The sequence below is a fragment of the Bacillus bruguierae genome (assembly GCF_037104725.1).
In the GTDB taxonomy this organism is placed as follows: Bacteria; Bacillota; Bacilli; order Bacillales; family Bacillaceae_G; genus Bacillus_A; species Bacillus_A bruguierae.
On sequence record NZ_JBAWSX010000003.1, the window covers coordinates 243,742 to 256,628 of the forward strand.

The following is a 12,887-nucleotide window of genomic DNA, read 5'->3' on the forward strand; positions in this document are numbered from 1 at the left end:
AGGGTGGGTTCTATGGGGGTACAAAACAGAATTAAAGAATTAAGAAAGAAAAATCATATTACGCAAGTTGAGATGGCAAAAGCAATGCAAGTGACGCGTCAAACAATTGTTGCGATTGAAAATCATCATTACAATCCGAGTTTGGAGTTGTCATTAAAGATTGCGAAGTATTTTAAGATGAGTGTGGAGGAGATTTTTACGTTGGAATAGGGGGAATTGAATCATGAAAAGACGAGTCGATGAATACGAATGGCACATAACAGGAAAAGCTTCTAGATACACCTTTATGTTTTACAGTACATGCTTATTAATTTGGACATTTTACGACATGATAACGAAAGGGAAAACAGGTTGGGAGTTTCCAATTATGGCAACTGGTAGTGCAATCTTTTTTGCGATTTGTGCATGGGAGAAACGAAAGCTTAAAAATCTTGAAGATGATGAATAAGAATGATTTCGATAAGAGCTGTTTACAAGAAGATGTAAACGGCTCTTTTTTATAAAACCTCTTGAAACTAACGTTACGTCACCTTTTATAATGAAAACGAGAGGGTGATGGAAATGATTTCTATTCAACAGTTAACGAAGGAAACGAGTGTTACAGTAAGGACGCTTCGGTATTATGATCAGATCGGTTTGTTAGAGCCGAGCGGAAAGACGGAAGGCGGGCACCGATTATATAGTGAACGTGATGTATGGAAATTGCAGCAGATATTGTTTTTAAAAGAAATGGGATTCCCTTTAAAAGAAATTATGAATATGTTAGAAACAGAGCGTGTAAATGTTAAAGAGTTTTTGCAACAGCAATTGTTGTTCGTAAGAGAAGAGCAGCAGAAGTTTTCACGTATGGAGAAAATGCTGCAAGCTGTCTTGTATTCTAATGAGCTGGAAGGAGAGCTGAATTGGGATATGATGTTTGAGCTTATGCAGCTCTCCCAGCAGTCCCCGCGAATGCGCCAGCTATTTCAGCAACAAGTATTTTCACAGGAAGAAGAACATTTACTTAAAAATTTGCCAAACATGAGTGAGCAAAATGCAGAAGTGCAAGAGTGGATTATTTTATTAAAGCGAATGCGGCAACTCATGCAGAAGAAAAAAGCACCAAGTGATGCGGAAGTACAAGGAATTACTGGAATCATTTTAGAAAAATGCAGGGAGATGGCAAACGGTGATGAAGCATTTTTAGATAAATTGTGGGAAGTACGTAAATCAAAAGAAGAGTCGAAAAGGATGAATATGTATCCAATTGAAGAAGAGCTTTTGCAGTATATGGATACGGCTTTTGAAGTGTATATAGAAGGAGAGGAGAAATAATGAATATACTAATCGAGTATCGCTGGGCATTTTTAATTGGCGCTGAAATTGTGTTTTGGAGTGCAGTGATTAGTTTCTTTTTGTTAAGGTATGCCTTTCAACTGCATAAAGCAAGTTTCATTGTAGGGATTGTATTATTGTTAAATGAATTATTTATTTTAACGTTAGGTGTCGTTGATTATTATGAAACAGGGAAGTTTTCTCAATTTCAAATTATTATCGTCATCATCTTATTGTATGCTGTTTTTTATGGAAAGAAAGATTTAAGGAAGCTAGATTTACGTATACAACGAATGATTGCAAAGTGGCGGGGAGAAGCACTGCCAATGACACAAGAGGAAGTAGAATTAACAGGCTGGGCATATACGAAGCAAGAGTTGTTACATTGGGGGATTCACTTTATTGTATTTGCGGGTGTGCACATTGTGTTTTTCTTTCTGTATGGATTAGTACCACTTGAAAACATATCAAGTTGGGATGCTGATATATTTTTAAATGAAACTGTGAATCGTGTAAGTAAAGTGTGGAGAATCGTTTTCGGTGTAGATACGCTTATTACTCTTTCTTACGTTATCTTTCCGAAAAAGAAAAAAGAAGTGTTGTCTCGTTAAAGACAACACTTCTTTTTATTAGGCAACGTCTTCTTTTTGCTCATTTTTCAGCGTACTATTTTTATAACCGTAGCTGAAATATACAACTAATCCGATAATTAACCAAACGACAAAGCCGATCCATGTTGTTGCAGGAAGTTGTAATGTTAAGTATCCGCAGAATAGAATTGCTAATATCGGAACCAATGGTACGAATGGTACTTTAAAAGCACGCGGCAACTCTGGTTGTTTTTTTCGTAAGATGATAACGCCGATTGATACAACGATGAATGCGAATAATGTACCGATGTTTGTTAGCTCTGCTAGCTTGTCCAATGGAACAAATCCAGAAAAGAAAGCAACCATAGCTGCTGTAATCCAGCTGTTCATAACAGGTGTTTGCGTTTTTTGATTTACGCGAGAAAATGCTTTTGGTAGTAAGCCATCACGGCTCATTGCATAAAATAAACGAGTTTGTCCATATAGCATAACGAGTAATACTGTTGTAATCCCAGCAATTGCTCCTAAAGAGATAAGTCCAGCAATCCAATCTTGATGAATATATTGCAAAGCATATGCAACAGGGTTCTTTACGTTTAATTGGTTGTAGGGAACGATTCCTGTCAATACTAATGAAACAACGATATATAAGATTGTGCAGATTGCTAAGGAAGCAATAATACCAATTGGCATATTACGCTGTGGATTTTTTACTTCTTCAGCAGCTGTTGATACAGCGTCAAATCCGATATAAGCAAAGAATACAGTTGCTGCTCCAGTTGTTACGCCAGAGAAGCCAAATGGCATGAATGGCGTCCAGTTCTCGGGTTTTACATAGAAAGCACCAACGCCGATGAATAGAAGAACAACAAAAATTTTGATAGCTACCATAATGGCATTGAAGCGAGCTGATTTTTTTGCGCCTCTTGTTAATAACAATGTCATGATAAAAATAATACAAATTGCTGGTACGTCTACGTATGTGCCAGCTGCAGGATTATAAGCGCTGGTTAAAGCGTGAGGCAATTTAATACCAAATCCAGCTAATAATCCTTGGAAATATCCTGACCAACCAGATGCAACGGCTGAAGATGCCAATCCGTATTCTAGAATTAAGTCCCAACCTAAAATCCAAGCAATGATTTCTCCAAATGTTGCATAGCTGTAAGTGTAAGCACTACCTGATACCGGTACAGTTGAAGCAAATTCGGAATAACATAATGCCGCAAATACACAGGCTAAACCGGATAAAATAAACGATAAAATAAGTGCTGGTCCTGCATGTTTTGCTGCTGCAACGCCGGTAAGAACGAAGATGCCTGTTCCAATAATAGCCCCGACTCCCAACATTGTTAAATCAAATGCACCTAGCTCCTTTTTTAAAGAAGCGCCTTTCTGCTGCGATTGCGCTAGCAGTGCAGAAATCGATTTTTTTCGAAATAGATCCATATAAGCTCCCTCACCCTCTAGTTGTTGTAATATTCTGAACTTTACGTTCGATTTGTCGTATAATGTCGAATCTTTAAACGTATTGTAATATGAAAAGTGGGTGTTGTAAATATTAATTTTTTAGAAAATTCTACCTATACAAAAAATAATTCGTTGTCGAATTGTTTATCGAATATTTGTTCGTTTTTTGGTTTTTTCATGAGTGTTCGTGTTAAAATGAAAATACAGATTTTTTACGAGGAGGGCGGATTTATTTGGAACATCAATTTGAAATTGTCTCAGAATATTCTCCGCAAGGTGATCAGCCAAGAGCGATAGAGCAGCTGGTAGCTGGGATCAAAAATGGTAAGAAACATCAAGTGTTGCTTGGAGCGACAGGAACGGGTAAGACATTTACGATTTCAAATGTCATTAAAGAAGTGAAGAAGCCAACACTTGTAATGGCTCATAATAAAACGTTAGCAGGACAGTTATACAGTGAGCTCAAAGATTTTTTTCCGAACAATGCGGTTGAATATTTTGTTAGTTACTACGACTATTATCAACCGGAAGCATATGTACCACAAACAGATACATTTATTGAAAAAGACGCAAAAATTAATGATGAGATTGATAAATTGCGTCACTCAGCGACATCGGCTTTATTTGAAAGAGATGATGTTATTATTGTAGCGAGTGTGTCTTGTATTTACGGTTTAGGTTCTCCAGAAGAATATAGTGAACTTGTTGTTTCTTTACGCGTTGGTATGGAGAAAGATCGCAATCAATTGCTTCGTGAACTTGTTGATGTGCAGTATGGCCGTAATGATATTGACTTCCAGCGTGGGACGTTTCGCGTGCGCGGTGATGTAGTTGAAATCTTCCCGGCATCTCTTGATGAGCATTGTATCCGAATTGAATTTTTTGGTGATGAAATTGATCGTATCAGGGAAGTAAATGCATTAACAGGTGAAGTATTAGCAGAACGTGAGCATGTGGCAATTTTTCCGGCATCTCACTTCGTTACACGCGAAGAAAAGATGAAAGTTGCCATCGAAAATATTGAAAAAGAATTAGAAGAACGCTTAAAAGAATTAAATGATAACGGTAAATTGTTAGAAGCGCAGCGGATAGAGCAGCGGACACGTTACGATTTAGAAATGATGCGTGAGATGGGCTTTTGTTCAGGGATTGAGAACTACTCCCGTCATTTGACACTTCGCCCAGCTGGTTCAACACCGTATACATTATTAGATTATTTTCCTAAAGATTTTCTCATCGTGATGGATGAATCGCATGTATCAGTGCCACAAGTAAGAGCGATGTATAACGGAGATCAGGCGCGTAAGCAAGTGCTTGTTGATCATGGATTTCGTCTGCCATCAGCGCTTGATAACAGACCGCTTATGTTTGAAGAGTTTGAAGAGAAAACGAATCAAGTTGTGTATGTATCAGCAACGCCGGGTCCATATGAGCTTGAGCATTCACCAAAAGTGGTGGAACAAATTATTCGTCCAACAGGGCTTTTGGATCCAAAAATCGATGTTCGTCCAATAGAAGGACAAATTGATGATTTATTAGGAGAAATTCATGACCGAATTGCCAAGAATGAGCGTGTGCTAATTACGACATTAACAAAGAAAATGTCGGAGGATTTAACTGATTACTTGAAGGATGTTGGCATTAAAGTAAACTACTTGCATTCTGAAATTAAGACGTTAGAACGAATTGAAATTATTCGCGATCTTCGATTAGGAAAGTTTGATGTGCTTATTGGCATTAACTTACTTCGTGAAGGACTAGACATTCCCGAAGTATCGCTTGTAGCTATATTAGATGCAGATAAAGAAGGATTCCTTCGTTCAGAGCGTTCGCTTATTCAGACGATTGGTCGTGCAGCTCGTAATGCAAACGGTCATGTTGTGATGTATGCAGACCGAATTACAAAATCGATGGAAATTGCAATTGAAGAAACGAAGCGTCGTCGTCAAATTCAAGAAGCATATAATGAAAAGCATGGCATTACACCGAAAACAATTCAAAAAGAGGTGCGCGATGTCATCCGTGCAACGATGGCTGCGGAAGATACCGAAACGTATGAGACAGCATCACTAGTTTCTAAGAAAATGACGAAAAAAGAACGAGAAAATGTAATTGCAAAAATGGAAGCGGAAATGAAAGAAGCTGCAAAAGCGCTTGATTTTGAGCGAGCAGCTGAGCTTCGTGATTTATTATTAGAACTAAAAGCAGAAGGGTGAAGGCAATGAGTAAAGATTTTATCGTTGTAAAAGGTGCGAGAGCCCACAACTTAAAAAATATAGATGTCACCATTCCGAGAAATCAGCTTGTTGTTGTAACAGGGCTATCCGGTTCAGGGAAATCGTCGTTAGCGTTTGATACGATTTATGCAGAAGGACAGCGCCGTTATGTAGAATCGCTATCGGCGTATGCACGTCAATTTTTAGGGCAAATGGATAAACCGGATGTCGATGCAATTGAAGGGTTATCGCCGGCGATTTCAATTGACCAAAAAACGACGAGTCGCAATCCGCGTTCAACAGTTGGAACGGTGACGGAGATTTATGATTATTTACGTTTATTATTTGCGCGTGTCGGAACACCGATCTGTCCAAATCATGGCATTGAAATTACATCGCAAACAATTGAGCAAATGGTAGATCGTATTTTAGAATATCCAGAACGTACGAAGCTGCAAGTGCTCGCACCGATTGTATCGGGACGTAAAGGTGCGCATGTAAAGCTATTAGAAGATATTAAAAAGCAAGGATATGTCCGCGTTCGCATTGATGGAGAAATGCTTGATATATCGGAAGAAATTACGTTAGATAAAAATAAAAAACATTCCATTGAAGTCGTGATTGACCGTATTGTGGTGAAAGAAGGAATTGCAGGTCGCCTTGCCGATTCATTAGAAACGGCTTTGAAGCTTGGTGAAGGCCGCGTTTTAATTGATGTGATTGGAGAAGAGGAGTTGCTGTTTAGTGAGCATCACGCTTGTCCGTATTGCGGGTTCTCCATCGGTGAACTTGAGCCGCGCATGTTTTCTTTCAACAGTCCGTTCGGTGCGTGTCCGTCTTGTGATGGCCTTGGTTCAAAGTTAGAAGTAGATCTTGATTTAGTCATTCCAAACTGGGATTTATCATTAAATGATCATGCAATCGCACCTTGGGAGCCAACAAGCTCACAATATTATCCGCAATTGTTGCAGTCTGTTTGTAACCATTATGGCATTGATATGGATGCATCAGTAAAAGATATTCCGAAGCATTTGTTTGAAAAAGTGTTGTACGGAAGCGGAGAAGAAAAAGTGTATTTCCGCTATGTGAACGACTTTGGCCAAGTGAAGGAAAGCGAGATTATTTTTGAAGGTGTAATTCCGAACATTGAGCGCCGTTACCGAGAAACGAGCTCCGATTATATTCGTGAGCAAATGGAAAAATATATGGCGGAGCAAGCTTGTCCAAAATGTAAAGGCGCTCGTTTGAAGCCGGAAACTTTAGCTGTTTTTGTAGGTGGAAAAACGATTGCGGAAGTGGCGCAGTTTTCTGTGCAGGATGCGCATGAATTCTTTACAAATATTGAATTAACGGAAAAGCAACAAAGTATTGCGAAACTTATTTTGCGTGAAATTAAAGAGCGTCTTAGCTTCTTAATTAACGTGGGACTTGATTATTTAACGCTTAGCCGTGCAGCTGGAACATTATCGGGCGGAGAAGCGCAGCGTATTCGCTTAGCGACGCAAATCGGTTCGAGCTTAACGGGCGTATTATATATTCTTGATGAACCTTCTATTGGTTTACATCAGCGTGATAACGATCGCTTAATTCAAACACTGAAAAATATGCGTGATTTAGGAAATACGCTTATCGTTGTTGAGCATGATGAAGATACGATGATGGCTGCGGATTATTTATTAGATATTGGTCCTGGTGCAGGTATTCATGGCGGGCAAGTTGTTTCAGCTGGGACGCCGCAAGAAGTAATGCATGATGACAATTCGTTAACAGGACAATACTTATCAGGTAAAAAGTTTATTCCGGTTCCGCTGGAGCGCCGCAAAGGTGATGGGCGTAAGATTGAGGTTATTGGAGCGAAGGAAAATAACTTGAAAAATGCGAAGATGTCATTTCCGCTTGGTACATTTGTTGCTGTAACGGGTGTATCTGGTTCAGGGAAAAGTACATTAATTAATGAAGTGCTATATAAAGCAGTGGCTCAAAAACTATATAAATCGAAGAGTAAGCCTGGTATGCATAAGGAAATTAAGGGCCTTGAGCATTTAGACAAGGTAATTGATATTGATCAATCACCAATTGGGCGTACACCGCGTTCTAACCCAGCAACATATACAGGTGTGTTTGATGATATTCGTGATGTGTTTGCGCAAACGAATGAAGCAAAGGTACGCGGTTATCAAAAAGGCCGCTTTAGCTTTAACGTAAAAGGTGGCCGCTGCGAAGCGTGCCGCGGTGATGGGATTATTAAAATTGAAATGCACTTCTTACCAGATGTGTACGTTCCGTGTGAAGTTTGTCACGGAAAACGTTATAATCGTGAAACATTGGAAGTAAAATATAAAGATAAAAACATTTCTGACGTGTTAGAGATGACAATTGAAGATGGGGTAGAGTTCTTTGCGAATATCCCAAAAATTAAACGTAAGCTCCAAACGCTTGTGGATGTAGGGCTTGATTATATGAAGCTCGGTCAGCCGGCAACGACGTTATCGGGCGGAGAAGCACAGCGCGTGAAGTTAGCATCTGAGCTGCACCGCCGTTCAACAGGCCGCACGTTGTACATTTTAGATGAACCGACAACGGGGCTTCATGCACATGATATTGCGCGTCTGTTAAAAGTGCTTCAGCGTCTTGTTGATAATGGTGAAACTGTACTTGTTATTGAACATAACTTAGATGTCATTAAAACGGCAGATTATCTGATTGACCTTGGTCCTGAAGGCGGAGATAAGGGCGGACAAATTGTTGCTACAGGTACGCCGGATCAGGTTGTGAAAGAAGAGCGATCTTACACAGGAAAGTATTTAAAAGGTGTTTTAGAACGTGATAAAGCACGTATGAAAGAAAAAGTAAAAGAAGTAGAATTAACACAGTAAAGAAACATGTAACAGAGGGGCTGTGCTTCTCTGTTACATGTTTTCTGCTATCCCGCATTAACGGGCAGTAATCCCCCACCTCAAGATTGAGAGAGAAACAAAGAAGATAGGTAGGGGATAACTGTCCGTAAAAGCCCGATTGGTTCAACTAACCATCAGTGGGGGGAAAACTCCCCACTGATGGAAGTTTCACTTTATATGCATCCAAAGGAGATGAGGATGTGGATTCTACCCAAAAAGTGTTAGCATCTTGTTGTTATTTTAGTATTTTTGTGGCTCCGCTATTATTTCCGATCATTGTATATTTTGTTGTTCCTCACGAAGAAGTGAAATGTCATGCAAAGAAAGCTTTCATTTCGCATTTACTACCGTTCTTTTGTTTATTTCTCATTTTTCTACTTGTATTTGTTATGAACACACCAGAACAAATTGGTGCAATCGTGCTTATTGCGATGTTGTTATTTGGATTTGTGAACCTTGTTATTTTCATCTGGAATATTGTGAAAGGTGTACAATTGCTTGTGAATGAGTAAATAACTTTAAAGAAGAACTGTTCGTAAGAGGAATCTTATGTGTGTTTTCATTTCATTTGTTCTTGGTAATCTTTGCGGATTTCAAGTATTATTGTTGGTATATGTAGTTTGGGTATTCATTGTCCCTAGTGAAAAGGAAGTGTAAAGAACATGAGATGGATTATATCACTTATTGTAAACAGTATTGTGCTAATCGTTGTATCAGGTCTTCTCAAAATATTTGCACCAGGTGCGTTTGAAATAGCAAATATACAAACAGCAGTGATTGCGAGCGTTATTTTGTCTCTTCTAAACGTATTTGTTAAACCGTTATTAATTTTAATTACGCTGCCAATTACTGTGTTAACATTTGGGTTTTTCTTAATTGTTATTAATGCGATTACGCTAGAAATTACAGATTCGATACTTGGTGATGCGTTCAATTTATCTGGATTTGGCGCAGCGATTATTGCGGCAATTTTCATTTCAATTTTAAATATGTTGATTGAGAAAGTGATTATTGAACCGTTATATGAGAAAGAATAATCGGAAGGCAGAAAGTATCCGACAAAACGTAAAACATTTTGCGCAAAGCGTGGAATGTTTTTTTTCTTTTTCAAAAGAAAGCGTGTTTCGTGTTTTCAGAAAAAAATGGTACAATAGCGGGTAGAGTGGTAGTACGCTGCTTAGATACATTCCGCAACGTGGAGGTTTATATATGCCAAAAGTTCGAACGAAAGATTTAATTGAACATTTTCAGTTAGAGTTAGTAAGTGGTGAGGAAGGAATTCACCGTCCAATTGATACAAGTGATTTATCACGCCCTGGAATTGAAATGGCAGGATTCTTTACATATTATCCAGCTGATCGTGTTCAGCTTCTTGGGAAAACAGAGCTTACTTTTTTTGATACGTTAACAGAAGAACAAAAGAAAATGCGCATGCAAGCGCTTTGTACAGAAGAAACACCGTGCATTATCGTAACGCGCGGTCAAGATGTACCAGAGGAGTTAATGCAAGCATCTCGTCAGACTGGCGTACCGTTATTATGCTCGCCGTTAAAAACAACACGTTTATCGAGTCGTTTGACGAATTATTTAGAAAGTAAATTAGCGCCAACAACAGCTATTCACGGTGTGTTAGTTGATATTTACGGTGTTGGTGTAATGATTACAGGACAAAGTGGTGTCGGGAAAAGCGAAACAGCACTTGAGCTTGTGAAGCGTGGACATCGTCTTGTGGCTGATGATAGTGTAGAAATTCGTCAAGAAGATGACGATACATTAGTCGGGAGTTCACCGGAGTTAATTGAACATTTACTTGAAATTCGTGGACTTGGCATTATTAACGTTATGACGTTATTTGGTGCAGGTGCAGTGCGTAACCATAAACGTATTTCACTTGTAATTAATCTTGAGATTTGGGATCAAAAGAAAAATTACGACCGTCTTGGTTTAGATGAAGAAAAAATGAAAATCATTGATACAGAGATTACAAAGATCACACTTCCAGTACGACCTGGTCGAAACTTAGCTGTTATTATTGAGGTAGCAGCGATGAATTTCCGTTTAAAACGTATGGGTGTCAATGCAGCGCAGCAATTTTCAGAGCGTCTTATGAGTGCGATTGAACTAGGGAATCAAAATTAAATACAAATGAAATTTCCATTAGTGAAGGATAAAAAGAAAGGGAGTGGAGAGTATGCTATTAGGATCTGTACCGCAGCTTGATCGCGTGGCAATTCAGCTTGGGCCGTTTCCGATCTATTGGTATGGTGTCATTATTGGTACTGCTGTTTTGCTCGGATTGTGGCTCGCAACCCGTGAAGGAGAGCGTCTTGGTATTCCGAAAGATACATTTATTGATTTGGTCCTAATTGCAGTGCCGCTTGCAATCCTTTGTGCACGTGCATACTATGTTATTTTCGAATGGGATTACTATTCGCACAATCCAAGTCAAATTATTAACATTCGTCAAGGTGGTTTAGCGATTCATGGCGGATTAATTGGTGCGGTTCTTACAGGAATTGTATTTGCGAAAAAACGCGGTCTGTCTTTTTGGAAGCTAGCGGATATTGCAGCGCCGAGTATTTTACTTGGACAAGCGATTGGACGCTGGGGAAACTTTATGAACCAAGAAGCTCATGGCGGTGAGGTAACGCGTCAATTTCTTGAAAGTTTACATTTACCACAATTTATTGTGAATCAAATGTATATTGATGGTGTATATTACCATCCAACATTTTTATATGAATCGTTATGGGATTTTGCTGGGGTTATTTTACTTCTACTTCTTCGAAAAGCGAATTTACGACGCGGGGAACTATTTTTTACATATTTAACTTGGTATTCTATCGGTCGCTTCTTTGTAGAAGGATTACGTACAGATAGCTTAATGCTTGGCCCGCTTCGCATTGCACAAGTTGTATCAATTACCTTAATTCTCGTTTCTATTATTTTTGTGTTTGTGAGACGAAAAATGGGGTATGCGGATAAACGATATTCAGAACAATAAGGATAGAACTTCAGAGGTGAATGAGAAAAAGTAGCGTCAAACATGCGGCGCTGCTTCTTTTCTTATCCTGCTATTCGCGGGCTTCCCATCGGCGGGATAAAATCGTTGATGGAAGTTTCACTTTATCATACAACAACTAAGGACGTGGAAAAAATGAGCATAAATACAGTGTTATTTGATTTGGATGGAACGTTGATTAATACGAACGAACTTATTATCTCTTCATTTTTACATACTTTAGAAAAGTACTATCCAAATCAGTATAAGCGTGAAGACGTACTACCGTTTATTGGTCCATCATTGCACGATACATTTAGTAAAATTGACGAAAACCGAGTAGAAGAACTCATTCAATGTTACCGCAATTTTAATCATGAACATCATGATGAGTTAGTAGAAGAGTATGAAACAGTGTATGAAACTGTACAAGAGCTTCGGAAGAAAGGTTATAAAATTGGGATTGTAACAACGAAAGTGCGCCAAACTGTCGAAATGGGATTAAAGCTATCGAAATTAAAAGAGTTTTTTGATGTTGTGGTGACAATTGATGATGTAGAGCATGTGAAGCCGCATCCAGAACCGATTCAAAGAGCACTGCAATTATTAGGAGCAAAGCCAGAAGAAGCTTTAATGGTAGGGGATAATCATCACGATATTGTTGGCGGACAAAATGCTGGCGTGAAGACAGCGGCTGTTGCATGGACAATTAAAGGACGCGAATACTTAGAGTCTTATAAACCGGACTATGTGTTAGAAAAAATGAGTGACTTGTTAACAATCTTGCCTCATGAATTGAGTTGACAAGGGGAGAGAATGGTGCGACGGACAACACGCTATCCTGTGTCAGGAGCAAATTCATTATGGAACGTATATAAGACAGTTTCATTTTGGAAAGTGATGAAAAACTTCATTGTCATTCAAATTGCACGTTATACTCCATTTTTACGGATGAAAAATTGGTTATATCGCACATTTTTGCGAATGAAAATTGGAGAGCAAACTTCTTTTGCACTTATGGTTATGCCAGATATTATGTTTCCAGAGAAAATTACAGTTGGGCATAATTCGATTATTGGTTATAATACAACATTATTAGCTCATGAATATTTAATTACAGAATATCGCCTTGGTGAAATTACAATTGGAAACGAAGTAATGATTGGAGCAAATTCGACTATTTTACCGGGTGTTGTCATTGGAGATGGAGCGATTGTTTCAGCGGGCACACTTGTTCATCGTGATGTACCGAGCGGTGCTTTCGTTGGTGGAAATCCGATGCGTGTTATTTATACGAAAGAGGAAATGGCAGTGAGAGAAGGGAAATGTTAGAAATGTAACATTTTCCTTTTCTTTTCGGGAATGAAAAGGAAATATTTGCGTATAATATACTGTTTTG

At 38.8% G+C, this 12,887-nt stretch carries 13 protein-coding genes; 12 read left to right on the plus strand and 1 reads right to left on the minus strand.

Annotated elements, in window-relative coordinates; genetic code table 11:
• Nucleotides 1-12 precede the first annotated feature (12 nt).
• The 4 genes from WAZ07_RS07845 (at nt 13) to WAZ07_RS07860 (ending at nt 1,925) form a co-directional block, all read left to right on the plus strand.
• Nucleotides 13-210 (plus strand): helix-turn-helix transcriptional regulator, encoded by a 198-nt coding sequence (locus tag WAZ07_RS07845; RefSeq protein WP_336471993.1) that lies wholly within the window; start codon nt 13-15, stop codon nt 208-210.
• A gap of 13 nt (nt 211-223) precedes the next feature.
• Nucleotides 224-448 carry a hypothetical protein gene (locus WAZ07_RS07850; protein WP_336471994.1) on the plus strand — a complete coding sequence of 75 codons (225 nt, stop codon included), beginning with the start codon at nt 224-226 and terminating at the stop codon, nt 446-448.
• Nucleotides 449-555: 107 nt separating this feature from the next.
• Nucleotides 556-1,314, plus strand: a complete 759-nt coding sequence (locus WAZ07_RS07855; protein WP_336471995.1) for a MerR family transcriptional regulator — start codon at nt 556-558, stop codon at nt 1,312-1,314.
• Entirely contained in the window at nt 1,314-1,925 is a 612-nt protein-coding gene (locus WAZ07_RS07860; protein ID WP_336471996.1) for a hypothetical protein, read from the plus strand. Before WAZ07_RS07855 ends, WAZ07_RS07860 begins: the two co-directional genes overlap by 1 nt.
• An 18-nt stretch (nt 1,926-1,943) precedes the next feature.
• On the opposite strand, the gene WAZ07_RS07865 is transcribed toward WAZ07_RS07860, so the two are convergent.
• Nucleotides 1,944-3,353, minus strand: coding sequence for an amino acid permease (locus WAZ07_RS07865; protein ID WP_336471997.1), 1,410 nt, complete (start codon nt 3,351-3,353; stop codon nt 1,944-1,946).
• Between the two features lie 254 nt (nt 3,354-3,607).
• Between WAZ07_RS07865 and uvrB the strand changes: the two genes are divergently transcribed.
• The 8 genes from uvrB to WAZ07_RS07905 all read left to right on the plus strand — a co-directional run bounded on the left by uvrB (nt 3,608) and on the right by WAZ07_RS07905 (nt 12,820).
• Nucleotides 3,608-5,590, plus strand: coding sequence for an excinuclease ABC subunit UvrB (uvrB, locus tag WAZ07_RS07870; RefSeq protein WP_336471998.1), 1,983 nt, complete (start codon nt 3,608-3,610; stop codon nt 5,588-5,590).
• Between the two features lie 5 nt (nt 5,591-5,595).
• The gene (gene uvrA / locus WAZ07_RS07875; protein ID WP_336471999.1) at nt 5,596-8,466 is read left to right on the plus strand and encodes an excinuclease ABC subunit UvrA; all 2,871 of its coding nucleotides are present in this window, start codon (nt 5,596-5,598) and stop codon (nt 8,464-8,466) included.
• A gap of 221 nt (nt 8,467-8,687) precedes the next feature.
• Nucleotides 8,688-8,999, plus strand: coding sequence for a hypothetical protein (locus WAZ07_RS07880; protein WP_336472000.1), 312 nt, complete (start codon nt 8,688-8,690; stop codon nt 8,997-8,999).
• Nucleotides 9,000-9,149: 150 nt separating this feature from the next.
• Entirely contained in the window at nt 9,150-9,524 is a 375-nt protein-coding gene (locus WAZ07_RS07885) for a phage holin family protein (RefSeq protein ID WP_090915932.1), read from the plus strand.
• Nucleotides 9,525-9,696: 172 nt separating this feature from the next.
• Entirely contained in the window at nt 9,697-10,626 is a 930-nt protein-coding gene (gene hprK / locus WAZ07_RS07890) for an HPr(Ser) kinase/phosphatase (protein ID WP_090915934.1), read from the plus strand.
• A gap of 52 nt (nt 10,627-10,678) precedes the next feature.
• Nucleotides 10,679-11,491, plus strand: a complete 813-nt coding sequence (gene lgt, locus WAZ07_RS07895; RefSeq protein WP_336472001.1) for a prolipoprotein diacylglyceryl transferase — start codon at nt 10,679-10,681, stop codon at nt 11,489-11,491.
• A 153-nt stretch (nt 11,492-11,644) separates the two neighbouring features.
• On the plus strand, nt 11,645-12,292 hold the full coding sequence (gene ppaX, locus WAZ07_RS07900; protein WP_336472002.1) for a pyrophosphatase PpaX: 648 nt from the start codon (nt 11,645-11,647) through the stop codon (nt 12,290-12,292).
• Between the two features lie 15 nt (nt 12,293-12,307).
• Nucleotides 12,308-12,820 (plus strand): acyltransferase, encoded by a 513-nt coding sequence (locus tag WAZ07_RS07905; protein WP_090916134.1) that lies wholly within the window; start codon nt 12,308-12,310, stop codon nt 12,818-12,820.
• The last annotated feature ends 67 nt before the right edge of the window (nt 12,821-12,887 follow it).